Genomic DNA, 23651 nt, shown 5'->3' on the forward strand with positions numbered 1-23651 from the left:
CTGCGAAGCAGTCGTAAAATCAGTCATTGCGGTACGTCAGGCAGGCCGCGTCAGCTGGACTCACGACTGCTATGCAGCCGAACGCAGCCTCGCGGGCCCGGCAGCTGCTACAAAGGGTGTCGCGGCTGAAATTGCTTAACTGACTGGCATTAGGCGTCAGGCCTGAAATCAGGCCTGACGTGGTAGGGCGCATTACTCAGTGACGGTCGGAATCTTGCGCGGTGCCATGAAGTACATCCAGGTCAGTGCAATGAAGTACATCGCTGGAATCATGGTGAACAGCACGGTGTAGTTGTTGTTGGTGATGGTCAGGATATGGCCGACCAGTTGGGTCATGAACATTCCGCCAATCGCCGCGCACATGCCGCCGAAGCCGAACACCGTACTCATCATGTGCTTGGGCGTGTAGTCCATCACCAGGCTCCAGATGTTCGCGGTCCAGGCCTGGTGCGCGCCGATGGCCAGGGAGATGGCGGCTACCGCGACCCACAGGTTGCTGGAACCGGCCGCCATGATCACGCCGATGATGCAGCAGGCGAACAGGAACATGGACATCAGTCGCGCCTTGATCGGGTTGACGCCGCGACCGATCAGGAACGAGGAGAGGATGCCGCCGCCAACGCTACCGAAGTCGGCAGTGAGGTAGATGATGATCAGCGGGATACCCATCTGGGTGACGTTGATGCCCAGGTTGTATTGCTGGTTGAGGAACGGCGGCAGCCAATACAGGTAGAACCAGAACACCGGCGCGGTGATCGAGTAGGCGAGGGCGAAGGCCCAGGTGCCACGCATGCGCAGGATTTTCGAGAACGGCACGCGGGTTTGTTCCGGTTCGACCTCGTTCTGGATGTAGTCCAGTTCCGACTGTTTGACGCTCGGGTGGTCTTCCGGGTTGAAGTACTTCAGGCCCCAGAACAGCAGCCAGATCCCGCCCAGTGCCGACATGCACAGGAACGCGGCCTGCCAGCCCCAGACGTGCAGGATCAGTGGCAGCAGCATCGGAGTGAACATCGCACCGACGTTGGTGCCGGCGTTGAAAATGCCGGTGGCCACGGCGCGCTCGCCGGCCGGGAACCACAGGCGGGTGGTTTTCACGCAGGCCGGATAGTTCGCCGCTTCGGTCAGGCCGAGGATGAATCGGCAAACCATGAAACCGACCGCCGAAGTGGCCAGGCCGTGGGCTCCGGTCGCCAGGCTCCAGAGCAGCACCGCGCAGAAGAACACGCGCTTGACGCCGACCCGGTCGATCAAGCGGCCTTGCAGCACGAAACCGATGGCGTAACCAACCTGGAACCAGAAGTTGATGTTGGCGTAGTCCATCGCCGTCCAGCTCATTTCCTTGGCCAGGATTGGCTGCATCACGCCCAGTGCGGCGCGGTCTATGTAGTTCAGGGTGGTGGCGAAAAACACCAGTGCCAGCATGCCCCAACGGGTTTTGCCGACAGCCATGGCGCCGCGAATCTTGTCGCCGATGCCACCGGCAGTGACGTTCATGGCCGGAGCCATGCGTGAGCTTTGGGAAGGAATCATGTGTACCACCCGTTTTTTGAATTTGTTATTTGGTGTTTTGGACATCGCGACCGGTGTTGCGTGTCCGGACTTAATGTGAGGACGATGTTGGGCAGTGGACAAAAAATCGTCAATTCGCTAATCACCATTTTGTTCGATAATCGAACACAAAACTAACTGGGTAGTACACTTTAAATTGCCCAAAGGCCAACCCGGCTCAATAATCCCCTCACTCTTTTAAAAGCGGCGCAAATTCCCTGTAGCCGAAGCCTCCACCGGGAGCCGAACACATGCAGCGTTCCATTGCCACCGTATCCTTGAGCGGTACCCTGCCGGAAAAACTCGAAGCCATTGCCGCCGCCGGTTTCGACGGCGTCGAGATTTTCGAGAACGACCTCCTCTACTACGACGGTAGTCCACGGGAAATTAAACAGATGTGCGCCGATCTCGGGATCGCCATCACGCTGTTTCAACCGTTCCGCGATTTCGAAGGCTGCCGCCGCGATCGCCTGTCGCGCAACCTGGAACGCGCCGAGCGCAAGTTCGACCTGATGCAGGAACTGGGCACTGACCTGGTACTGGTATGCAGCAACGCCTCGGCCGAGTCCATCGGTGATGAGCAGATTCTGGTCGACGACTTGCGACTGCTGGCTGAGCACGCCGGGGCACGTGGCCTGCGCATCGGTTACGAAGCGCTGGCCTGGGGCCGGCATGTGAACACCTGGCAACAGGTGTGGAACATCGTGCGTCAGGCCGATCACCCAAGCCTCGGCGTGTTGCTGGACAGTTTTCACACTTTGTCGCTCAAGGGCGATCCGAGCGCTATCGCCGGGATTCCCGGGGACAAGATTTTCTTCGTGCAAATGGCTGACGCGCCGATCCTGGCCATGGACGTGCTGGAGTGGAGCCGGCATTTTCGCTGCTTCCCGGGCCAGGGTGAGTTCGACTTGCCGGGGTTCCTCGCGCCGATCATCAAGAGCGGGTACACCGGGCCGCTGTCGCTGGAGATCTTCAACGACGGTTTCCGCGCCGCGCCGCCACGGGCCAACGCCGCCGACGGCTTGCGTTCGTTGCTGTACCTGGAAGAGAAAACCCGCGAGCGTCTGGCGCAGGAAACCAAGCCAGCGGTCAACTCCAAGATTCTGTTCGAAACGCCCAAGGCCAGTGAGTACAACGGCATCGAGTTTCTGGAGTTTGCCGTAGACGAAAGCCTCGGCGCCAAGCTCGCCCATTGGCTGGAGCGACTGGGTTTCGTCAAGGCCGGGCAGCATCGTTCCAAGAGCGTCAGCCTGATGCGCCAGGGCGATATCAACCTGATCCTCAACTCAGAGCCTTACTCCTTCGGTCACAGTTTCTTTGAGGCCCATGGCCCTTCGCTGTGCGCGACCGCCGTGCGGGTCAAGGACAGCGCCAGCGCGCTGGCCCGAGCCGTGGCCTACAAGGGCCAGCCCTATCGCGGGCTGGTCGGCCCCAATGAACTGGAGTTGGCGGCGGTGCGTGCGCCGGATGGTAGCCTGATCTATCTGGTGGACCAGGATGCCGACGTCTACGGCACCGACTTCAATCTGCTGGCGGATGCGCCGGTCAGCGGTGGTCTCAAGCGCATCGACCACATGGCCATGGCGCTGCCGGCCGACAGCCTCGACAGCTGGGTGCTGTTCTATAAGAGCCTGCTGGATTTCGAGGCGGACGATGAAGTCGTGCTGCCGGATCCTTATGGTCTGGTGAAGAGCCGTGCCTTGCGCAGCCGGGACAGTTCGATCCGTCTGCCACTGAACATTTCCGAGAACCGCAACACCGCGATCTCACACGCGCTGTCGAGTTATCGCGGCTCCGGCGTGCATCACATCGCGTTTGATTGTGATGACATCTTTGCCCAGGTCAGTCGTGCAAAAGAGGCGGGCGTGCCGCTGCTGGATATCCCGCTCAACTACTACGATGACCTGGCGGCGCGGTTCGATTTCGACGACGAGTTCCTCAGCGAACTGGCCTACTACAATGTGTTGTACGACCGCGACGCCCAGGGCGGTGAGCTGTTTCATGTGTACACCGAGCCGTTCGAGGGGCGATTCTTCTTCGAGATCATCCAGCGTAAAAACGGTTATGCCGGCTACGGCGCGGCCAACGTCGCGGTGCGCCTGGCGGCCATGGCCAAATCCCGTAGCGGCGCATTGCGCCAGGCGAAGTTGTAGGTAATTCGTAAGCGCGGGATTAAACGTGGGCCGCGCGGCTTCCTTCACCGTGCCGCGCGGCCCATAATCGCCAGCTTGTGCAGTGATGGCCGTGAGCCCGCAATGACAATGACTTCAGAACTCCCCGCAGCCTCCGTAGAACCTGGTGCCGAGCCGCGCAAGAGTCGCAAGAACAACCCGGAAAAGACCCGCGAAAACATCCTGCAGGAGGCGATTGTCGAATTCGTCCAGCAGGGGCTTTCCGGGGCTCGCGTCGATGCCATCGCCGAGCGCATCCACACCTCCAAGCGCATGATCTATTACTACTTCGGCAGTAAGGAACAGCTCTACGTCGAGGTGCTGGAGAAGCTCTACGGCGATATCCGCAGCACCGAAAATCGCCTGCACCTGGCGGAACTGGCGCCGGTCGAAGCCATTCGGCGGTTGGTGGAGTTCACCTTCGATCACCATGATCGCAACGTCGATTTCGTGCGCATCGTCAGTATCGAGAACATTCACAACGCCGAGTACGTGAAGCGCTCCGATGCGATCAAGGCGATGAACAACACCATCCTCGATTCACTGGGTGAGATTCTGCGTCGCGGCGCCGAGCAAGGGCTGTTCCGTACCGGTCTTGATCCGCTGGATGTGCATCTGCTGATCAGTTCGTTCTGCTTCTATCGCGTCTCGAACCGCCACACCTTTGGTGAGATTTTTCAGATCGACCTGCCGGACGAACGCATCAAGCAGCGTCATCGGGAGATGATTTGCGAGTCGGTTCTGCGGTACCTGCAAGCCTGAATCCATCGCGGGCAAACACCGATCCTGTGGGAGCGTGGCTTGCCCGCGAAGCTTTTCAGTCATTCATGCTCTGGAAATGCTCAAGCATTCGCTGGGCATCCGGCACCACGCCACTGAACAACTCGAACGCCTTCACCGCCTGGAACACCGCCATGTTGCCGCCGTCCAGCGTGCGGCAACCGAGGGCGCGGGCGTTGCGCAGCAGTTCGGTTTCCAGTGGGAAGTAAACGATCTCCGCTACCCACAATTCGGCCCGCAGCAGCTCGACCGGCACAGGCATGCCCGGCAGCTTTTTCATGCCCATCGGCGTGGTGTTCACCAGACCGTCAGCCTGGGCCATGGCGCTGGGCAGGTCATACCCGGCCACCGCTCGAGCGACGCCGAAATGCTGATTGAGATTGTCAGCCAGATCCTGGGCGCGGCGGATGTCCACGTCAAAAATGCTCAGCTGTTGTACGCCTTCTCTCAACAACGCGTGGGCCACCGCCGCACCTGCACCGCCGGCGCCCATTTGTACGACACGTTCAACGGCAACGCCTTGCAAGCCCCGGCGAAAACCCTCGGCAAAGCCCAGGCAATCGGTGTTGTGGCCGATGCGTTTGCCATCCTTGAGCACCACCGTGTTGACCGCTCCGATGCCCTGGGCTTCCGGCGAGAGTTCGTCGAGCAGCGGGATGATCGCCTGCTTGCAGGGAAAGGTGATGTTCAGTCCGGTGTAGTTCATGCGCTCGGCAGCCATCAACAGGTCGGGCAGGGCGTTGCTGTCGAGTTTCAACCGATCAAGATCAATCAGGCGATAGAGGTAGCGCAGCCCCTGGGCATCGCCTTCATGCTCGTGCATGGCCGGTGTGCGGGACGCCTGGATGCCGGCGCCAATCAGCCCGGCCAGTATCACGTGGTTTTGAGTCACGGCGATCACCCCTTCAAACGATGGCTGAAGTGTTCCAGCGCCAGGCGATAGCCATGGCTGCCAAAACCGGCCATCACCGCCGTTGCAATGGCGGATACGAACGAGTGGTGGCGAAAGGGCTCGCGGGCATGCACGTTGGACAGATGGACTTCAATTACCGGCAGTTCGCTGGCGACCAGGGCGTCGCGGATGGCGACCGAGGTGTGGGTCCACGCGGCAGGGTTGATGACGATCCCGGCGCAGCGACCACGGGCGGCGTGAATCCAGTCGAGCAGTTCGCCTTCATGGTTGGTCTGGCGAAACTCCACTGCCAGGCCGAATTCTTCGGCGGTCCGTGCGCACAGGGCCGAAATGTCTGCCAGGGTTTCGTGGCCGTAAGTCGCCGGTTCACGGGTGCCGAGCAAGTTCAGGTTCGGGCCGTTGAGCACCAGAACGATAGGGGACATCGGAATCTCTCCACTTATTATTTTTGGAATCGGCCGAAGATCCCGGCCTGTGGAGATAAATTGTACTAACTAGTTAATTCGGTCAATTGAAGTGAAGGCACGCTAGCGGTTTGTGTGCGGTGATCGGACACTTTCGGTGTTCAGCGCGGCAAATGTTCCACCAGAAAATCAATGAACGCCCTCAAGCGCAGCGGTACATGGCGACTTTGCGGGTACAGCAAGGTGAACGGCCGCGACCGCCCGCCATAGGGCTTGAGCACTTCCACCAGCGAGCCGTCGGCCAGTTCCTTTTCCACGATAAAACGATAGGTCTGAAACAACCCCGCCCCGTGTTTGGCCAAGGTGACACCGCCCAGTACATCGTCGGAACAACTGAGGCTGCCCTCGGCCAGAATTTCCCGGGGTACGCCTTCATCGTTGAACAACCAGGCAATGCGCCGGCCGCTGCTGGGCAATTCATACTGAATGCATTCGTGCTTTTCGAGGTCGTCGAGGGTTTGTGGAGTGCCGGCGCGTTTCAGGTAATCAGGGCTGGCGATCATCACCAGGGCGGCATCTTCCAGCGGTCGGGCGATCAGGCCGGAGTCAGGGATGGCTCGCACGCGAATCGCCATGTCGTAGCCTTCGCCGACGAAGTCGATGTTGCGATTGCTGATGTGCGACTCGACCTTCACCGCCGGATAGCGCGCCCGAAATTCGGGCAACAAAGGCAGGATCCGATGATGCGCGTAGGTGGTCGGAATACTGATGCGCAAGGTACCGGACGGTACTTGCTGCTGGCCCATCACCTCGCGCTGTGCCTCGATCAGTTGCGCCAGGGCCAGGCGGCACTCCTCGTAATAGCGGCGGCCACTGTCGGTCAGCTTCACGCTGCGGGTAGTACGCGCGAACAGGCGCACGCCCAGGCGTTCCTCCATGCGCGACACTGAACGGCTCACGGCAGCGGGGGTGACACCCGCCACCAGCGCCGCGGCAGTAAAACTGCCGGCCTCGGCGGCCAGGCAAAACAGCTCAATGCTGCCCAACTGAAGATCGTCGAATTGTCGCTGCATGATTGATTACACCGGGGATCAGATGAAGTACCCGACCCAGTATTTATCAGTCTCCCGCACACGAATACAAAAAAACCGTCACGAGGACGGCTTTTTTGTGGGGGCGTTTGCAATCAACGCCGGGTCAGCATCACCCCGGATTCCATGTGATGGGTCCACGGGAACTGGTCGAACATCGCGCATCGGGTGATGCGGTGGGTGTCGTGCAGTTGGGCGATGTTGGCTGCCAGGGTCTCCGGGTTGCAGGAGATGTACAGGATATTGTCGAAGCGCCGGGTCAGCTCGCAGGTGTCCGGGTCCATGCCGGCGCGGGGCGGGTCGACGAACACGCTGCCGAACTCGTAGCTCTTGAGGTCGATGCCGTGCAGGCGGCGAAACGGGCGTACTTCGTTCAGGGCTTCGGTCAGCTCTTCGGCGGACAATCGCACCAGGGTGACGTTATCCACGGCATTTTCGCTGAGGTTGCTCAATGCCGCGTTGACCGAGGTCTTGCTGATTTCGGTGGCCAGCACTTTGCGCACGCGGGTGGCGAGGGGCAGGGTGAAGTTGCCGTTGCCGCAATACAGCTCCAGCAAATCGTCACTGCGATCGCCAAGCGCGTCGTATGCCCAGTTGAGCATCTTCTGGTTCACCGTGCCGTTGGGCTGGGTGAACGCGCCTTCGGGCTGGCGATAGCTGAAGGTGCGGCTGCCGACTTCCAGCTTCTCGATCACGTAATCGTGACCGATGACTTCGCGTTTGCCCTTGGAGCGGCCGATGATGCTGACGTTCAGGTCCGCTGCCAGTTTCGACGCCGCCGCATGCCAGTGCTCGTCCAGAGGGCGGTGATAGCACAGGGTGATCATCGCGTCGCCGGCCAGAGTGGTCAGGAACTCCACTTGGAACAGCTTGTGGCTCAGGGGCGCGCTCGCTTGCCACGCAGCCTTCAGCTGCGGCATCAACTGGTTGATGCGCAGGCTGGCAATCGGGAACTCTTCGATCAGGATTGGCGTGCGTTTGTCTTCCTGGGAAAACATCGCGTAATGCCGCTCGCCGGCCTCACGCCACAGGCGGAACTCGGCGCGCAGGCGGAAGTTTTTCAGCGGCGAATCGAAAACGGCTGGCTCCGGTGCATCGAATGGGGCCAGCAGGTCACGCAGACGCGTGACCTTTTCTTCGAGCTGAACGGCGTAAGCCTGGGAATCAAAAGTCATGCGTTGAACCAACCCAGCTTGATCACGAACAGAATCGACAGGATCACCAGCGCCGGGTTCAGCTCACGGCCACGACCGGACATCAGCTTGATGGCGGTCCAGGAAATGAAACCGAAGGCGATGCCATTGGCGATGGAGTAAGTGAACGGCATTGCCAGCGCGGTGATCACCACCGGCGCGGCGACGGTAATGTCGTCCCAGTCTATTTCGGCCAGGCCGGATGTCATCAGCACGGCGACGAACAGCAGTGCCGGCGCGGTGGCGAAGGCCGGAACGCTGGCGGCCAGTGGCGAGAAGAACAGCGCCAGCAGGAACAGGAATGCCACCACGATGGCGGTCAGGCCGGTGCGGCCACCGGCACTCACGCCGGCGGCGGATTCGATGTAGCTGGTGGTGGTCGAAGTGCCCAGCAGGGAACCTGCCATGGCAGCGGTGCTGTCGGCGATCAGGGCACGGCCCATTTTCGGCATGTGACCGTCTTTGCGCATCAGACCGGCGCGCTTGGCCACACCGATCAGGGTGCCGGAGTTGTCGAATAGGTCGACGAACAGGAAGGCGAAGATCACGCTGACCAGACCGATGTCCAGTGCACCCTTGATATCCAGCTGCAGGAAGGTCGGGGCCAGGGACGGTGGCATCGACATCACGCCGCCGAATGGGGTGAAGCCCATCACGATCGAAACGATGGTCACCACCAGAATGCCGATCAGCACCGCACCGCGCACGGCAAGGGCTTCAAGCGCGACGATCAGGGCAAAACCGAGAGTGGCGAGGATCGGAGCCGGTTGTTTCAGGTCACCGAGGCCGACCATGGTCGCCGGGTTGCTGACCACGATACCGGCGTTGTGCAGGGCGATCAGTGCCAGGAACAGGCCGATACCGGCAGCAATCGCCGAGCGCAGCGGCAGCGGGATGCTGTTGATGATCCATTCACGGATGCGGAAGATCGACAGCAGGAAGAAGCACACCGCCGAGATGAACACCGCACCCAGCGCCACTTGCCAGGTGTGGCCCATGTGCAGGACCACGGTGTAGGTGAAGAAGGCGTTCAGGCCCATGCCCGGCGCGAGGGCGATCGGGTAGTTGGCGATCAGGCCCATGGTCGTCGAGCCGATGGCGGCGGCCAGACAGGTGGCGACAAACACCGCGCCCTTGTCCATGCCGGTTTCGCCGAGGATGCTCGGGTTGACGAACAGAATGTAGGCCATGGCCAAGAAGGTCGTGACGCCCGCCAGAATCTCGGTCCGCACGTTGGTGTTGTGTGCCTTGAGTTGAAACAGCCTTTCCAGCATGTCTGCTCCCCGTGGCGCGCCGGGCGCCGTGAATGTATCGACCTCAACAGCAAAGCACAGGCAGCAGAACGCGCCTGGAAATTACTGTGGGCCGGAAAAAGCCGCGCATCATACCAGTAGCTTGGGAATATGGCTGCTTATGGCGGTGATCGTCGTCGATGTTTTGCGACAAAGCCAAGTGCGCCATACTGCGCGCTGGTTTTTTGGGGTAGGTGGGTCCTGCATGAAAAAGCGTCTGGTTGCTGCCTTCGGAGTAGGGTTGGCGTTGTTTCTCGGGGCTCAAGCGGCCATGGCGGCCTCGGCCCCGCCGCTGACGCAATTGAAGGTGCTCAAGGTCGCATCGCCGTCCTGTGGTGTCGAGAACATCGACGAAGGGCAAACCCGGACGCGCTGCGATCACAACGGCCCGAACATCATGGTGTACGTGCTGGAAGTGGGGTACGGGCGTGAGGCCCATGTCGCCCTCGACGGTTTTGAAGTGAATGGCACACGGACACCGGTTTGCGCGTTCAAGAACGGTAACCTGACCAGTTGCACCCCCGGGGAAAAAACCGTCGGCTATTTGTATGCCCTCGATCTGGAGGGCAAACAGGAAGGCACGCTGACCTTCAGCAATACCTCGATCAACGCGCCCGGCAACACGATGTCGACGCAGCTTTACATCAAGTAAACACACGCCCCGAACAGGGGGCGGGAAAGCTGACTACGCTTAAAAGATCATTCCGTGGACAATACCTGATGACCTTTAGAGCCTTGATTGCCCTTGCCGAGGGCACAGACGACCTGCAAACCGTGACCCTGATCGACGTACTGCGCCGCGCCAAAGTGGAAGTGGTGGTGGCCAGTATCGAAGGGCGACGCATGCTCACATGCGCCCGCGGCACTCGCCTGACGTCCGATGCGATGCTGGTGGACTTGCTGGCGCAACCCTTCGACCTGATTGCCTTGCCCGGTGGTGCGGTGGGTTCGCAGCATCTGGCAGCCCACCAACCCCTGCAACAATTGATCAAGGATCAGGCGGCGGCCGGTCGCCTGTTCGCCGGCATCGCCGAAGCGCCCGCCGTGGCACTGCAAGCCTTTGGCGTTTTGCGTCAACGGCGCATGACCTGTCTGCCATCGGCCAGTCATCAACTGTTGGGCTGTAACTTCGTCGATCAACCGGTGGTGGTCGATGGCAATTGCATCACCGCCCAGGGCTCGGCTGGTGCATTGGCATTTGCCCTGGCGCTGGTGGAGCAGCTCTGCGGAAAAGCCACACGTGCAGCGGTGGCAGGGGAGTTGTTGGTTTAGCCTGTTTAGACTTTCGCCTCTTCCTTTTCTTCATCTTTAGCCACGTGCATGCGATCGCGGCTGGCCAGTGTCGGGAACAGTTTGACCCACACCCCGGTCACCACCAGCGTGCCGACCCCGCCCATGACCACGGCGGGCACGGTGCCGAACCAGTGGGCAGTCAGGCCCGATTCGAATTCGCCCAACTGGTTCGAGGCACCGATGAACAGGCCATTGACGGCGCTGACCCGGCCACGCATTTCGTCCGGGGTTTCCAGTTGAACGAACGAGGCGCGGATCACCATGCTGATCATGTCTGCCGCGCCCAGCACCACCAACACTGCCAGGGAAAACCAGAACGAGGTCGACAGGCCGAACGCGATGGTTGCCACGCCGAAGATGCCCACGGCGGTGAACATCACCCGCCCGACGTTGCGCTCCACGGCAAACCGCGCCAGGAACAGCGACATCAGCAGCGCGCCCACCGCCGGAGCCGAGCGCAGCAGGCCAAGCCCCCACGGGCCGGTCAGAAGAATGTCCTTGGCGAACACCGGCAGCAGCGCCGTGGCGCCACCCAATAGCACCGCAAACAGATCGAGGGAAATCGCCCCGAGAATGTCCGGACGACTGCGGATGAAGCGAATACCCGCCAGCAGCGAATCCAGAGTGGCCTTGCCCTTGTTCAGCGGGGTTTGCCGGGCCGGCAGGTTGAGCATCAGCGAACAGGCGATGACATACAAAAGCACCGTCGGGCCATACACCCAGACGCTGCCGAAGGCGTAGAGCAAACCGCCGAGGGCCGGGGCGACGATGGTGGCCGATTGCTGAGCCGATTGCGCGGCGGCGACCGCACGGGGAAACAGCGCGCTGGGCACGATGCTTGGTAACAGGGCCTGGGTGGTGGGCATTTCAAAGGAGCGAGCGGCACCGAGCAGGAAGGCCAGGATAAAGATCATTTCCCGGGTGACATGATCGGTGGCGCTACCGATGGCCAACGACAGGGCGATCAATGCCTGCAAGGACTGGCAAATCGCCGCGACCTTGCGCCGGTCATAGCGGTCGGCGACGTGCCCGGTGTGCAGCATGAACAGCACGCGCGGGGCGAACTCGACCAGGCCGACCAGACCCAGGTCGAGCACGTTGCCGGTCAATTGGTACAGGTTCCAGCCGATGGCCACGGTGAGCATCTGGAAGCCGCTGGCGGTAAAGATCCGGGCCAGCCAAAACGCGAGAAAAGGGCGATGGTGACGTAACAGCAAGGGCTCTTGGCTGGGCATTTGCGGGGGAATCTGGGGAGGGGGAACGGCGAGATTATCACCAACCTGTAACAGAAGGTTGCCGTGACAAAAAAATTAGTTAGCTAGATACCTATCTTGAGAGCACAGGAAATGTATTTCAGGTCGTGACCAAGGCCATGAGGCAACTTGTCACGCGGCAAAAGACCACGCGGTTCATCCCCGAAATTGGGACTACTCTTTCAACGTTGATTGATCCAGGTCAAAACCCGCAAAAGGAATTGATCCGGCGGCCGCAAGGCCAGACTCCCTGCGTTGTGATGCGTGCAAAAAAAAGAACAAACAGAGATTCGCCACACTCCATATCCGTGGGGGCCGTGGGTGCAGGCTTCCAGCCAGCAGCCGTACTACCTGACAGAGGAAGACTTATGTTCGGTTTAGAGGCACTTGATCTCGCCCGAATTCAGTTCGCGTTCACCATCTCGTTCCACATCCTGTTTCCGGCCATCACCATCGGCCTGGCGAGTTACCTGGCGGTACTCGAAGGCCTGTGGCTGAAAACCCATAACGACACCTACCGTGACCTCTACCATTTCTGGTCGAAGATCTTTGCCGTCAACTTCGGCATGGGGGTGGTTTCCGGCCTGGTAATGGCCTACCAGTTCGGCACCAACTGGAGCCGCTTCTCGGACTTCGCCGGTTCCGTGACCGGGCCGTTGCTGACCTATGAGGTACTTACGGCATTCTTCCTCGAAGCAGGGTTCCTGGGCGTCATGCTGTTTGGCTGGAACAAGGTCGGGCGTGGGCTGCACTTCTTCGCCACCGTGATGGTGGCCATCGGCACGTTGATCTCGACTTTCTGGATTCTCGCTTCCAACAGCTGGATGCAGACCCCGCAGGGCTTCGAGATCGTCAACGGTCAGGTCATCCCCACCGACTGGCTGGCGGTTATCTTCAACCCCTCGTTCCCGTATCGCCTGATGCACATGGCCACGGCAGCCTTCGTCGCCACGGCCTTCTTCGTCGGCTCCTCCGCGGCCTGGCATTTGCTGCGCGGCAAGGACAACCCGGCGATCCGCAAAATGCTTTCGATGGCCATGTGGATGGCATTGATAGTTGCGCCGATCCAGGCGGTCATCGGTGATTTCCATGGTCTGAACACGCTCAAGCATCAGCCGGCGAAAATCGCCGCGATCGAGGGCCACTGGGAAAACAAGGGCGACGAAGCGACCCCGCTGATTCTGTTCGGCTGGCCGGACATGAAGGAGGAGAAAACCAAATTCGCCGTCGAGATCCCGTATCTGGGCAGCCTGATCCTCACGCACTCCCTGGACAAGCAGGTGCCGGCGCTCAAGGAGTTCCCGCCTGAAGACCGGCCGAATTCGACCATCGTGTTCTGGTCGTTCCGGATCATGGTCGGCCTGGGCATGCTGATGATCTTCACCGGTTTGTGGAGTTTGTGGCTGCGCAAGCGTGACACCCTCTACACCTCGCGGCCTTTCCTGTACCTGGCGCTGTGGATGGGGCCGTCCGGTCTGATCGCGATCCTCGCCGGCTGGTTCACTACGGAAATCGGCCGTCAGCCGTGGGTGGTCTATGGCCTGATGCGTACGGCGGATGCGTCGTCCAACCATAGTTTCATGCAGATGAGCATCACCCTGATTCTGTTTGTCGTAGTGTATTTCGCGCTGTTTGGCGCCGGTCTTGGCTACATGATGCGCCTGGTGCGCAAGGGGCCGAAGATCGACGAAGGCAAGGAAACCAACGACGGTGGCCCCGGCCAGAAACGCACGCCGGCCCGGCCGTTGTCCGCAGCCGACGACGATCACGCCGATGCCGGCCATAGCCTGACCAAGGAGATTTGAATCATGGGTATTGATCTTCCGCTGATCTGGGCCGTGATCATCATCTTCGGCATCATGATGTACGTGGTCATGGACGGTTTCGACCTGGGTATCGGCATTCTCTTCCCGTTCATTCCGGGCAAGACCGATCGCGATGTGATGATGAACACCGTCGCCCCGGTCTGGGACGGCAACGAGACCTGGCTGGTGTTGGGTGGCGCGGCGTTGTTCGGTGCCTTTCCGCTGGCCTATTCGGTGGTGCTCTCGGCGTTGTACCTGCCGCTGATCCTGATGTTGATCGGGTTGATCTTTCGCGGCGTGGCCTTCGAGTTCCGCTTCAAGGCCAGGGACGACAAGCGCCACCTGTGGGACAAGGCGTTCATCGGTGGCTCGGTCACCGCGACGTTCTTCCAGGGCGTTGCGCTTGGCGCGTTCATCGACGGGCTGCCTGTGGTCAACCGGCAGTTCGCCGGTGGCTCACTGGACTGGCTGACACCGTTCACGATGTTCTGTGGCGCGGCGCTGGTGGTGGCGTATGCCCTGCTCGGTTGTACCTGGCTGATCATGAAGACCGAAGGCAAATTGCAGGAACAGATGCATGACCTGGCACGGCCATTGGCCTTCGTGCTGCTGGCGGTGATCGGCATCGTCAGCATCTGGACCCCGTTGGCCCACACGGATATCGCCGCACGCTGGTTCACCATGCCAAACCTGTTCTGGTTCATGCCGGTGCCGATTCTGGTGCTGGTGACGATGTACGGCCTGATCCGTGCCGTGGCCCGCAACGCGCACTACACGCCGTTCCTGCTGACCCTGGTGCTGATCTTCCTCGGCTACAGCGGCTTGGGCATCAGCCTGTGGCCGAACATCATCCCGCCGTCGATCTCGATCTGGGACGCCGCCGCGCCGCCGCAAAGCCAGGGCTTCATGCTGGTGGGCACGCTGTTCATCATCCCGTTCATCCTGGGCTACACCTTCTGGAGCTACTACGTGTTCCGCGGCAAGGTCACCCATGAAGACGGTTACCACTAGCCCTGTGAATCACGAACCTGTGGGAGCGAGCTTGCTCGCGATGGCGTCCTGACAGACGCCATCGATCTAACTCGGAGGATTTATCAATGAACGGCAAACATTCCCTGCACGACATTGAAGAAGCCGAAAAAAAGCCGCTGTGGCAGCGGCTCGGCTGGTTGGCCCTGATCTGGGTCGGCAGCGTGGGCGCCTTGTTCATCGTTGCCAGCCTGATGCGTCTGTTCATGAACGCTGCCGGCCTGACCACGCACTGACATCTCTCCCGTGGCCTCAAGGCACGGATTTACGACCCTCCGACCGGAGGGTTTTTTTTGCCTGTTACTTGCGCGCCTTGAGAATCACGAATTTCGGATTGGCCGCCACTTGCTCCACGCCACGGAACAATCGCGCCAGCTTGCTGTGATAGCCCAGGTGACGATTGCCGACGATGTACAGCGCGCCGCCCACGACCAGCGCTTCGCGCGCCTGCTGGAACATCCGCCAGGCCAGGAAGTCGCCCACCACCTGTTGCTGGTGAAACGGTGGATTGCACAGCACGACGTCAAGCGATTGCGGTTCCTGGCCGGCCAGGCCATCGCCGGCACGCACGATCACTTCCCGTTCGCCCAACGCTGCGCGCCAGTTCTCGGACGCCGATTGCACCGCCATGAACGACTCGTCCACCAGCGTGTAGTGGGCCTCGGGGTTTTGCAGGGCGCTGGCGATGGCCAGGACGCCGTTGCCGCAACCGAGATCGGCGACCCGCGCCGAACCGAGGTTTTTCGGCAGGTGTGGCAAAAATGCCCGGGTGCCGATGTCCAGGCCTTCGCGGCAAAACACGTTCGCGTGGTTGATCAGTTCGATGGCCGGTTCGTCGAGTTGATAGCGGGTCGGGAAGGGGGAGGCGGCGGGCACTTTGGTTTCAGCGGTTGCGATCAGCAACCGGGCCTTTTTCACCGCCAGCGAGGCTTGCACCGGGCCGATGTAACGCTCCAGCAAGTCGCCCGCCGCCCGGGGCAGATGCTTGATCATGGCGGCGGCAACCACTTGGGCGCCGGGTGCCAGTTGGCCTTGCAGGCGGATCAGTTGTTCTTCCAGCAGGGCCAGGGTTTTCGGTACACGGATGAGTACGCAGTCGAACGGCCCGGCTGGGGTTTCGCTGGCGGGTACGCTCGGCACTGCATCAAAGGCCAGGCCGTTGCGCACCAGGTTCTTTTCCAGACCCTGCAAAGCCAGGAACGAATCACCGCTGCTGACCACCCGCACCTTGCCCGCCAGGCTGGCCGCCAACGCACCGAAACTGTCATTGAGCACCAACACCCGGGTGTCCGACGCCGGCTGTTGTTCGGCCAGATGATTGAGCAGGTATTCATCGGCCGCATCGAAAGCTTGCAGCGGTTCGTTCTGCTGTTCGGGCTGGCGGATCAGGTCGAGGCTGGCGAAGGGTGTTTCGAGCAAAGGCATGGGGCGGGGCTCTGGGTAATCAACGGATGTCCCGCTGCCCGAAGGCGTTGGAGCGGGCGGAGCTGTCCGAGTGTACTGCGTCGTGCAGGTCTACACGCCATCACTCAGGAAGGACCGCAAATGGTACGTTTTTTTTGACTGGATTACCCGCAGGTTTTCCCGCAATCGGGCGTTTTCAGATGGCTCCGGACCGGGCCGCGGCGATGACTGCCGCAATCTTGTTATTGACGCCGAACTTCTCGATAGTCCTATGCACATGAAAGTTGATGGTGCGTTCACTCAAATTGAGGATCCTGGAAATTTCATAGGCCGTCTTGCCATCGGCCGACAGTTTCAATACTTCGAGTTCCCGCCGTGACAAGGGAGGCGCCTGAGGGCAAGCCGGTTTTCTCGGTTGCATTCCGATCGCCAGAGCGTGCAAATGGCGACTGATGAACACCGAGAATCCAAGATGCTCATACAGCTCAAAGGCTGAAATCGGGCAATGGCTTCTGGCCAGGCTGAGGATACTGCACAGACCGCTTTCCTCATCGTGGATCGCCTGGGACCAGCCATGCTGCAAGCCTTGTTGCTTGAGCAACTGCCATAGCCATGGCGCCTTGGAAAAAAGCTCTTCGCTCCAGAGAACAGGCAACGTTGAATGATTGCAATGCGCTACTACCGGGTCTATTTGCGTCGCGTTGTGTTTTTCATATTGAGTGTTCCACTCATGGGGAAAATTGTTCAGGTTCACCGTACCGGTGTCGGCCCCGACGAAGTTCGAAGTAATTGAAAAGCCACAAAATTTATATCCAAGGTTTCTAGCGAAGTTGAGCGCGATTCGATAGGCCGTATTGATCTCCTGCGTGTGGGCCAAATGTTTGAGCTGTGACTCCTTCCAGATCTCCATACAGTGATCTCCGTGACTGTTGTCCAGGTGCAATATCGGATCCGAAATACGGCACGTCACGCAGTGTAGGACAGTTCTTACGGAAGCGGTTCGACAATTTTGCTCTTTTGACAGTTGAAAAGTGTGGTTCAGGTTCTTAGGCGATAGATGAGTTATGAAATGCCATATGTCATTTTATAATCATGGTTGTATGCCGCATCTAATAAACGATCAGTAGTGCTTGTTAATACCACTACAAATTGTCGGTGGTTACGCTGCTTTCTTTGCGGGACACTGGGGTATCTTTCGATTGGAGCCTTCCATGTCCGTCAGTGAAGAAAAGTTTACCCGACAGACCTTGTTCGAGGTTCATCCCCTGACCCCGAGCCTGTTTACCTTGCGTGCCACCCGCAATGCAGGGTTTCGCTTTCGGGCGGGGCAGTTTGCCCGATTGGGTGTCACCAAGGCTGACGGCAGCACGGTGTGGCGCGCCTACTCCATGGTGTCCTCGCCCTATGACGAGTTCCTCGAGTTCTTTTCCATTGTCGTACCGGGCGGTGAGTTCACCAGCGAACTGAGCCGGCTGGGGGTTGGCGATGCATTGCTGGTCGAACGCCAGGCCTTCGGTTACCTGACGCTGGACCGGTTCGTCGATGGGCGTGATCTGTGGTTGTTATCCACAGGCACGGGCATCGCACCGTTCCTGTCGATACTTCAGGATTTCGACGTCTGGGAGCGATTCGAGCGGATCATCCTGGTCTACAGCGTTCGCGAAGCCCGGGAACTGGCTTATCAGGAACTGATCGCTGGGCTGGCCAAGCGTGAGTATCTGGCGGAGTACGCCCATAAACTGCAGTTGATCACCACGGTCACTCGTGAACGGCATCCCGGGTCATTGAACGGGCGGATCACCACGCTGATTGAAAACGGCGAACTGGAGCGCGCCGCGGGTGTTGCGCTGACCCCTGAGCATTCTCGGGTCATGCTGTGTGGCAATCCGCAGATGATCGATGACACGCGCAAGCTGCTTAAAAAGAGGGAGATGCACTTGAGCCTCAGCCGGCGGCCCGGCCAGGTGGCGGTGGAAAACTTCTGGTAAAAAAAACGGCGCCTCGAAGGCGCCGTTTTTTATGCGGGTGCGGTCAAGGCCGGTTGTTCTGGACCTTGAGCAAGTCGCGGATCTCGCCCAGCAACTCTTCTTCCTTGGTTGGAACCGGCGGCAGGCTAGGGGCCACGGCCTCTTCGCGCTTCAAGCGGTTGATGGCCTTGACGCCCATGAAGATCGCGAGGGCGACGATGATGAAGTCGATGATGGTCTGGATGAATTTGCCATAGGCCAGCACCACCGCCGGCGTCGCACCCTCTGCTGCCTTGAGCGTTATGGCCAGATCACTGAAGTCCACGCCACCGATCAGCATCCCGATTGGCGGCATGACCAGGTCACCGACAAACGATGTGACGATCTTGCCGAAGGCCGCACCGATGATGATGCCGACGGCCATGTCGACCACGTTGCCTTTGACCGCGAAGGCCTTGAACTCGTTTAGCACGCCCATAGGTTATTTCCTTGTTACAGATGAGGTTGATGAACGCAGTGTAATTCAGCCAATCGCATTCTGCTCGAATCAACTGCCTGCCGTGCTTGCCGGCAATCGATCCGGGTGCTCATGGAAAACTCACCGATTGATTTCATCTGTGGACCAGCCAGCCCGTCTGCGGCGGTTCACCTACGGCTCTTTTTTCAGCGATATGACTTGGCTTGTGTGAGCGAATCAGGTTGAAGGACCATCCTTGAGTTGGGATGTTGAAATTGTTCGGGTAATTGTTAAACAAAAAATCGGTATTGAAAATTGATTGCGGCTGCAACGCTGTTAACTGTTTCGTTAGTTTGGAGCGTGCTTTGTGTGAGTTTTTTGAAGTTATGCATCGGGTGTGTAAATGATTAAAACTTGTATAGGTTTTTAAGGGGGCAGTAAGGCATGTCTCAAGTGTTTGTTGAGCGTGTTGGATAAAAACTTATACAAGGTTTTTGTATAGCGGTCGTATTTCAATAAAAGCACGAATGTAATAAGGCCATTTGTAATCATCAAAGAGGTTACAAGATATCTGGCCGCACTCGCATGCCTCGGCTGAGCTATCATCGCGTTTTTTTCCGGGGGTTCCGATGGCCAAGGCCAAGCGCATGTACGGCTGCACCGAGTGCGGCTCAACCTTCCCCAAATGGGCCGGCCAGTGCGGTGAGTGCGGGGCCTGGAACACGCTCACCGAAACCATGGTGGAAAGTGGTGGGGCAGCCGCTCCCAGCGGTCGCACCGGCTGGGCCGGTCAGCAGGCACAGATCAAGACCCTGGCCGAAGTCAGTGTCGAAGAAATTCCGCGTTTCTCCACCGCTTCCAGCGAGCTCGACCGGGTTCTGGGGGGCGGTCTGGTGGATGGCTCGGTGGTGCTGATCGGTGGCGACCCCGGCATTGGCAAGTCGACCATTCTGTTGCAAACCTTGTGCAACCTCGCCAAGAGCATGCCGGCACTGTACGTCACCGGTGAAGAATCCCAGCAGCAAGTGGCCATGCGTGCACGACGCCTGGGGTTGCCTCAGGATCAACTGCGGGTCATGACCGAAACCTGCATCGAAGCCATCATTGCCACGGCCCGTCAGGAAAAGCCCAAGGTGATGGTGATCGACTCGATCCAGACGATCTTTACCGAGCAACTGCAATCGGCACCGGGCGGTGTATCCCAGGTGCGTGAAAGCGCGGCGTTGCTGGTGCGTTATGCGAAACAGAGCGGTACGGCGATTTTCCTGGTGGGCCACGTCACCAAGGAAGGCGCGCTGGCTGGCCCTCGGGTGCTGGAGCACATGGTCGACACCGTGCTGTATTTCGAAGGCGAGTCCGACGGGCGCCTGCGTCTGCTGCGGGCGGTGAAGAACCGTTTCGGAGCAGTCAATGAACTAGGCGTGTTCGGCATGACCGACAAGGGCCTGAAAGAAGTCTCCAACCCTTCGGCGATTTTTCTGACCCGTGCCCAGGAAGAAGTCCCGGGAAGCGTGGTGATGGCAACCTGGGAAGGCACGCGGCCGATGTTGGTGGAGGTACAGGCGCTGGTGGACGACAGTCACCTGGCCAACCCGCGTCGGGTCACGCTGGGGCTGGATCAGAACCGGCTGGCGATGTTGCTGGCGGTACTGCACCGTCACGGTGGCATTCCGACCCACGACCAGGACGTGTTTCTCAACGTGGTCGGCGGGGTCAAGGTGCTGGAAACGGCGTCCGACCTGGCACTGATGGCGGCGGTGATGTCCAGCTTGCGCAACCGGCCGTTGCCCCACGATCTGCTGGTGTTCGGGGAGGTCGGGCTTTCTGGTGAGGTGCGTCCGGTGCCGAGCGGTCAGGAGCGATTGAAGGAGGCCGCCAAGCACGGCTTCAAGCGGGCCATCGTGCCCAAGGGCAATGCGCCGAAGGAGGCGCCGGCCGGGTTGCAGATCATTGCTGTCACTCGCCTGGAACAGGCGTTGGATGCGTTGTTCGAATAGTTTCGGGTTAACACACAACCCTGTGGGAGCGGCGGTGCGGCGATCCGGCTTGCTCGCGAAAGCGATGTGTCAGTCAACAGAGATGCTGAATGTAATGGCCTCTTCGCGAGCAAGCCCGCTCCCACAGTGGAATGGGATTGACCTTCAGATTTCGATCAGGGCACCGAGTTCTCGCTCCAGCTCCTGCGGATCAGCGAGGTTGAGCTCGATCAATCGCCGCAGGCGCTCGATGGACTCCAGGCTGATGTGCAGGCAGACAAAGCCGAGCTGGCCATGGTCATCGTGGGCCAATTGCACATCCATGGTGATGTCGGCCTCTTCGCTCAGATGAATGTCGACCAGAAAATCCTGCTTTGGATTGCCCAGCCACGGATCGGGTCGTTCGATCAGCAAGCCCTTGAGCGACAGGTCGATCAACTTCACCGGCCACGTGGACTCACCCTGGCTCAGCTCGGTTCGGGCATCGAACGCAATACGTTTGAAGCGGCGACGTTCGGCAGGGTGCTCGCTCATGGCACGATCCTCGGAAATGTACGCTGACTATAGACCCGCATGATCAAAGGCTGCTAGCGCGTGCAGGTGTCTAGACCAATGTCGGGGTATGGTCTTTGCCGTCAGGAGCGCTAAACTCGGGGTGGCTGTCTTTCTTGTCCACTCTGGCTGGAATAATAAAATGAAAAATAATAATAGCCCGCTACGCCATTTGCCTTGGCTGGTGCTGGCAATCGTAGGTGCGTGCGCCCTGGGTGTAGTGGCATTGCGCCGAGGCGAGGCAATCAACGCCTTGTGGATTGTGGTCGCTGCCGTGGCCATCTATCTGGTCGCCTACCGCTACTACAGTCTGTTCATTGCTAACAATGTCATGCAACTCGATGCGCGACGGGCTACTCCCGCTGTGCTCAACAATGACGGTCTGGACTACGTTCCAACCAACAAGCATATTCTTTTCGGTCACCACTTCGCCGCCATTGCTGGCGCGGGGCCTTTGGTCGGTCCGGTATTGGCGGCGCAGATGGGCTACCTGCCCGGCACGCTGTGGCTGATTGCCGGTGTGGTGCTGGCCGGTGCCGTTCAGGACTTCATGGTCCTGTTCATGTCCACCCGCCGCAACGGTCGTTCCCTGGGCGACATGGTCCGTGAGGAAATGGGCCGCATCCCCGGCACCATCGCGCTGTTCGGCTGTTTCCTGATCATGATCATCATCCTCGCAGTACTGGCGCTGATCGTGGTCAAAGCCCTGGCCGAGAGCCCGTGGGGGATTTTCACGGTGATGGCGACCATCCCGATCGCGATGTTCATGGGCATCTACATGCGCTACATCCGCCCGGGTCGCATCGGCGAAATCTCGCTCATCGGTGTGCTGTTGCTGCTGGGCTCGATCTGGCTCGGCGGGCAGATTGCCGCGGATCCAGTGTGGGCCAAGGCATTCAGCTTTACCGGTATCCAGATCACCTGGATGTTGATCGGCTACGGTTTTGTCGCGGCGGTGTTGCCGGTGTGGCTGATCCTGGCACCCCGCGATTATCTCTCGACCTTCCTGAAAATCGGCACCATCGTCGCCTTGGCCATCGGCATCCTGGTGACCATGCCCGAGCTGAAAATGCCGGCCCTGACCCAGTTCGTCGACGGCACCGGCCCGGTATGGAAGGGCGGTCTGTTCCCGTTCCTGTTCATCACTATTGCCTGTGGCGCGGTATCGGGTTTCCACGCGCTGATCTCCTCCGGGACCACGCCGAAGCTGCTGGATAACGAAACCAATGCCCGCTACATCGGTTACGGCGGCATGCTGATGGAATCGTTCGTGGCGATCATGGCCATGGTTGCCGCTTCGGTGATCGAGCCTGGCGTGTACTTCGCCATGAACAGCCCGGCGGCCGTGGTCGGCGGTGATGTGGTGGCCGTTGCGACAGCCGTCAGCAACTGGGGCTTTGCCATTACCCCGGAAGCGCTGCAAGCGGTGGCCCACGACATTGGCGAAACCACCATCCTGGCCCGTGCCGGCGGCGCGCCAACCCTGGCGGTCGGTATCGCGCAGATCCTGCACAGTGTCCTGCCGGGTGAAAACACCATGGCGTTCTGGTACCACTTCGCGATCCTGTTCGAAGCGCTGTTCATCCTGACTGCGGTGGACGCCGGTACCCGTGCCGGTCGTTTCATGCTGCAGGACTTGCTCGGCTCTTTCGTGCCGGCGCTCAAACGCACCGAATCCTGGACCGCCAACCTGATTGCCACCGCCGGTTGTGTGGCGATGTGGGGCTGGTTGCTGTACCAGGGCGTGATCGATCCGTTGGGGGGCATCAACACCCTGTGGCCGTTGTTCGGTATCTCCAACCAGATGCTGGCCGGTATCGCCCTGATGCTCGGCACCGTCGTTCTGATCAAGATGAAACGCCAGCGTTATGTCTGGGTCACCATGTTGCCGGCGGTGTGGCTGTTGATCTGCACCACGACAGCGGGCTTCATCAAGCTGTTCGACGCCAACCCGGCGATCGGCTTCCTGTCGCTGGCCAAGAAATACAGCGATGCCCTGGCCAACGGCCAGATCCTCGCCCCGGCCAAGGACATCACCCAGATGCAGCACGTGATCTTCAACGCCTACACCAACGCAACGCTGACCGCGCTGTTCCTGTTCGTGGTGTTCAGCATCCTGTTCTATGCGCTCAAGGTCGGTATTGCCGCCTGGGGTAAAAAAGAGCGTACGGATAAAGAATCGCCATTCCAGGCGCTGCCGGATGCGTAACCAGAGGATTGCAGCATGTTCAATGACTTGAGTCGCCTCGGTAAATACCTCGGTCAGGCCGCGCGCCTGATGGTCGGCATGCCCGACTACGACAACTATGTCGAGCATATGCAGAGCAAGCACCCGGACAAACCGGTGATGAGCTATGAGATGTTCTTTCGCGAGCGTCAGGAAGCCCGTTACGGTGGCAAGGGTGGGCCGAAGTGCTGTTGATCCGGTTGTCGGATTAACAGCAATACCTGTGGGAGCGGGCTTGCTCGCGAAAGCGGTGTGTCATTCGACATTCATGTCGACTGACACGACCCCTTCGCGAG

General features: G+C 59.7%; 22 protein-coding genes. 11 read left to right on the forward strand and 11 right to left on the reverse strand.

Annotation, left to right across the window (positions count from 1 at the left end):
- Window positions 1–192: 192 nt before the first annotated feature.
- Window positions 193–1530, reverse strand: coding sequence for an MFS transporter (locus tag AC07W4_RS26320; protein ID WP_495034526.1), 1338 nt, complete (start codon window positions 1528–1530; stop codon window positions 193–195).
- 269 nt (window positions 1531–1799) lie between these two features.
- Between AC07W4_RS26320 and quiC the strand changes: the two genes are divergently transcribed.
- Entirely contained in the window at window positions 1800–3701 is a 1902-nt protein-coding gene (gene quiC / locus AC07W4_RS26325) for a 3-dehydroshikimate dehydratase QuiC (protein ID WP_495034527.1), read from the forward strand.
- 102 nt (window positions 3702–3803) lie between these two features.
- Window positions 3804–4481: a TetR/AcrR family transcriptional regulator gene (locus AC07W4_RS26330; protein ID WP_008050766.1), complete on the forward strand. Its 678-nt coding sequence runs from the start codon at window positions 3804–3806 to the stop codon at window positions 4479–4481.
- Between the two features lie 55 nt (window positions 4482–4536).
- Here the strand turns inward: AC07W4_RS26330 and AC07W4_RS26335 are convergent, their stop codons facing one another.
- The 5 genes from AC07W4_RS26335 to AC07W4_RS26355 all read right to left on the reverse strand — a co-directional run bounded on the left by AC07W4_RS26335 (window position 4537) and on the right by AC07W4_RS26355 (window position 9374).
- On the reverse strand, window positions 4537–5391 hold the full coding sequence (locus AC07W4_RS26335; RefSeq protein ID WP_495034528.1) for a shikimate dehydrogenase: 855 nt from the start codon (window positions 5389–5391) through the stop codon (window positions 4537–4539).
- 5 nt (window positions 5392–5396) lie between these two features.
- Complete coding sequence (gene aroQ / locus AC07W4_RS26340) at window positions 5397–5837, reverse strand: type II 3-dehydroquinate dehydratase (RefSeq protein WP_414928001.1); 441 nt, start codon at window positions 5835–5837, stop codon at window positions 5397–5399.
- A 140-nt stretch (window positions 5838–5977) separates the two neighbouring features.
- Complete coding sequence (locus AC07W4_RS26345; protein ID WP_495034529.1) at window positions 5978–6889, reverse strand: LysR family transcriptional regulator; 912 nt, start codon at window positions 6887–6889, stop codon at window positions 5978–5980.
- Between the two features lie 113 nt (window positions 6890–7002).
- Window positions 7003–8082, reverse strand: a complete 1080-nt coding sequence (trmA, locus tag AC07W4_RS26350; protein ID WP_495034530.1) for a tRNA (uridine(54)-C5)-methyltransferase TrmA — start codon at window positions 8080–8082, stop codon at window positions 7003–7005.
- On the reverse strand, window positions 8079–9374 hold the full coding sequence (locus AC07W4_RS26355) for an NCS2 family permease (protein ID WP_223459172.1): 1296 nt from the start codon (window positions 9372–9374) through the stop codon (window positions 8079–8081). Before AC07W4_RS26355 ends, trmA begins: the two co-directional genes overlap by 4 nt.
- Window positions 9375–9597: 223 nt before the next feature.
- On the opposite strand from AC07W4_RS26355, the gene AC07W4_RS26360 reads away from it, so the two are divergent.
- Both AC07W4_RS26360 and AC07W4_RS26365 read left to right on the forward strand, forming a co-directional pair.
- Window positions 9598–10044, forward strand: coding sequence for a DUF4879 domain-containing protein (locus AC07W4_RS26360; RefSeq protein WP_495034531.1), 447 nt, complete (start codon window positions 9598–9600; stop codon window positions 10042–10044).
- 68 nt (window positions 10045–10112) lie between these two features.
- Complete coding sequence (locus tag AC07W4_RS26365) at window positions 10113–10664, forward strand: DJ-1 family glyoxalase III (RefSeq protein ID WP_008050775.1); 552 nt, start codon at window positions 10113–10115, stop codon at window positions 10662–10664.
- A gap of 5 nt (window positions 10665–10669) precedes the next feature.
- Here the strand turns inward: AC07W4_RS26365 and AC07W4_RS26370 are convergent, their stop codons facing one another.
- Window positions 10670–11920 (reverse strand): MFS transporter, encoded by a 1251-nt coding sequence (locus AC07W4_RS26370; RefSeq protein WP_495034532.1) that lies wholly within the window; start codon window positions 11918–11920, stop codon window positions 10670–10672.
- A gap of 386 nt (window positions 11921–12306) precedes the next feature.
- On the opposite strand from AC07W4_RS26370, the gene AC07W4_RS26375 reads away from it, so the two are divergent.
- The 3 genes from AC07W4_RS26375 (at window position 12307) to AC07W4_RS26385 (ending at window position 15008) form a co-directional block, all read left to right on the forward strand.
- Window positions 12307–13743 (forward strand): cytochrome ubiquinol oxidase subunit I, encoded by a 1437-nt coding sequence (locus AC07W4_RS26375; RefSeq protein WP_495034533.1) that lies wholly within the window; start codon window positions 12307–12309, stop codon window positions 13741–13743.
- A 3-nt stretch (window positions 13744–13746) separates the two neighbouring features.
- Entirely contained in the window at window positions 13747–14754 is a 1008-nt protein-coding gene (gene cydB, locus AC07W4_RS26380; protein WP_056728750.1) for a cytochrome d ubiquinol oxidase subunit II, read from the forward strand.
- 86 nt (window positions 14755–14840) lie between these two features.
- Window positions 14841–15008, forward strand: a complete 168-nt coding sequence (locus AC07W4_RS26385; protein ID WP_015096916.1) for a DUF2474 domain-containing protein — start codon at window positions 14841–14843, stop codon at window positions 15006–15008.
- Between the two features lie 64 nt (window positions 15009–15072).
- Here AC07W4_RS26385 and AC07W4_RS26390 read toward each other — a convergent pair whose 3' ends face one another.
- The gene (locus AC07W4_RS26390; protein WP_495034534.1) at window positions 15073–16197 is read right to left on the reverse strand and encodes a methyltransferase; all 1125 of its coding nucleotides are present in this window, start codon (window positions 16195–16197) and stop codon (window positions 15073–15075) included.
- Between the two features lie 175 nt (window positions 16198–16372).
- The gene (locus AC07W4_RS26395; protein ID WP_495034535.1) at window positions 16373–17086 is read right to left on the reverse strand and encodes an autoinducer binding domain-containing protein; all 714 of its coding nucleotides are present in this window, start codon (window positions 17084–17086) and stop codon (window positions 16373–16375) included.
- Window positions 17087–17387: 301 nt separating this feature from the next.
- Here AC07W4_RS26395 and AC07W4_RS26400 point away from each other — a divergent pair, with 301 nt between their 5' ends.
- Window positions 17388–18164, forward strand: coding sequence for a ferredoxin--NADP reductase (locus tag AC07W4_RS26400; RefSeq protein WP_495034536.1), 777 nt, complete (start codon window positions 17388–17390; stop codon window positions 18162–18164).
- Window positions 18165–18207: 43 nt separating this feature from the next.
- Here AC07W4_RS26400 and mscL read toward each other — a convergent pair whose 3' ends face one another.
- Window positions 18208–18621 (reverse strand): large-conductance mechanosensitive channel protein MscL, encoded by a 414-nt coding sequence (mscL, locus tag AC07W4_RS26405; RefSeq protein ID WP_008050793.1) that lies wholly within the window; start codon window positions 18619–18621, stop codon window positions 18208–18210.
- Window positions 18622–19229: 608 nt separating this feature from the next.
- On the opposite strand from mscL, the gene radA reads away from it, so the two are divergent.
- Window positions 19230–20597, forward strand: coding sequence for a DNA repair protein RadA (gene radA, locus AC07W4_RS26410; protein WP_008004292.1), 1368 nt, complete (start codon window positions 19230–19232; stop codon window positions 20595–20597).
- A 144-nt stretch (window positions 20598–20741) separates the two neighbouring features.
- Here radA and AC07W4_RS26415 read toward each other — a convergent pair whose 3' ends face one another.
- Window positions 20742–21110: a PilZ domain-containing protein gene (locus AC07W4_RS26415; protein WP_495034537.1), complete on the reverse strand. Its 369-nt coding sequence runs from the start codon at window positions 21108–21110 to the stop codon at window positions 20742–20744.
- 160 nt (window positions 21111–21270) lie between these two features.
- Here AC07W4_RS26415 and AC07W4_RS26420 point away from each other — a divergent pair, with 160 nt between their 5' ends.
- A complete protein-coding gene (locus tag AC07W4_RS26420) occupies window positions 21271–23337 on the forward strand; it encodes a carbon starvation CstA family protein (RefSeq protein WP_495034538.1) in 2067 nt (688 codons plus the stop codon).
- Window positions 23338–23352: 15 nt separating this feature from the next.
- On the forward strand, window positions 23353–23550 hold the full coding sequence (locus AC07W4_RS26425) for a YbdD/YjiX family protein (RefSeq protein WP_008052036.1): 198 nt from the start codon (window positions 23353–23355) through the stop codon (window positions 23548–23550).
- Window positions 23551–23651 lie beyond the last annotated feature (101 nt).

Source organism: Pseudomonas sp. GW821-FHT02A08 (assembly GCF_059422045.1).

Coding starts and splice junctions, on each gene's coding strand:
- AC07W4_RS26370 (WP_495034532.1), bottom strand. CDS start 11,920: ATGCCCAGCCAAGAGCCCTTGCTGTTACGTCACCATCGCCCTTTTCTC.
- radA (WP_008004292.1), top strand. CDS start 19,230: ATGGCCAAGGCCAAGCGCATGTACGGCTGCACCGAGTGCGGCTCAACC.
- AC07W4_RS26420 (WP_495034538.1), top strand. CDS start 21,271: ATGAAAAATAATAATAGCCCGCTACGCCATTTGCCTTGGCTGGTGCTG.
- quiC (WP_495034527.1), top strand. CDS start 1,800: ATGCAGCGTTCCATTGCCACCGTATCCTTGAGCGGTACCCTGCCGGAA.
- AC07W4_RS26400 (WP_495034536.1), top strand. CDS start 17,388: ATGTCCGTCAGTGAAGAAAAGTTTACCCGACAGACCTTGTTCGAGGTT.
- mscL (WP_008050793.1), bottom strand. CDS start 18,621: ATGGGCGTGCTAAACGAGTTCAAGGCCTTCGCGGTCAAAGGCAACGTG.
- AC07W4_RS26355 (WP_223459172.1), bottom strand. CDS start 9,374: ATGCTGGAAAGGCTGTTTCAACTCAAGGCACACAACACCAACGTGCGG.
- AC07W4_RS26395 (WP_495034535.1), bottom strand. CDS start 17,086: ATGGAGATCTGGAAGGAGTCACAGCTCAAACATTTGGCCCACACGCAG.
- AC07W4_RS26365 (WP_008050775.1), top strand. CDS start 10,113: ATGACCTTTAGAGCCTTGATTGCCCTTGCCGAGGGCACAGACGACCTG.
- AC07W4_RS26320 (WP_495034526.1), bottom strand. CDS start 1,530: ATGATTCCTTCCCAAAGCTCACGCATGGCTCCGGCCATGAACGTCACT.
- AC07W4_RS26375 (WP_495034533.1), top strand. CDS start 12,307: ATGTTCGGTTTAGAGGCACTTGATCTCGCCCGAATTCAGTTCGCGTTC.
- cydB (WP_056728750.1), top strand. CDS start 13,747: ATGGGTATTGATCTTCCGCTGATCTGGGCCGTGATCATCATCTTCGGC.
- trmA (WP_495034530.1), bottom strand. CDS start 8,082: ATGACTTTTGATTCCCAGGCTTACGCCGTTCAGCTCGAAGAAAAGGTC.
- AC07W4_RS26415 (WP_495034537.1), bottom strand. CDS start 21,110: ATGAGCGAGCACCCTGCCGAACGTCGCCGCTTCAAACGTATTGCGTTC.
- AC07W4_RS26360 (WP_495034531.1), top strand. CDS start 9,598: ATGAAAAAGCGTCTGGTTGCTGCCTTCGGAGTAGGGTTGGCGTTGTTT.
- AC07W4_RS26345 (WP_495034529.1), bottom strand. CDS start 6,889: ATGCAGCGACAATTCGACGATCTTCAGTTGGGCAGCATTGAGCTGTTT.
- AC07W4_RS26330 (WP_008050766.1), top strand. CDS start 3,804: ATGACAATGACTTCAGAACTCCCCGCAGCCTCCGTAGAACCTGGTGCC.
- AC07W4_RS26385 (WP_015096916.1), top strand. CDS start 14,841: ATGAACGGCAAACATTCCCTGCACGACATTGAAGAAGCCGAAAAAAAG.
- aroQ (WP_414928001.1), bottom strand. CDS start 5,837: ATGTCCCCTATCGTTCTGGTGCTCAACGGCCCGAACCTGAACTTGCTC.
- AC07W4_RS26425 (WP_008052036.1), top strand. CDS start 23,353: ATGTTCAATGACTTGAGTCGCCTCGGTAAATACCTCGGTCAGGCCGCG.
- AC07W4_RS26390 (WP_495034534.1), bottom strand. CDS start 16,197: ATGCCTTTGCTCGAAACACCCTTCGCCAGCCTCGACCTGATCCGCCAG.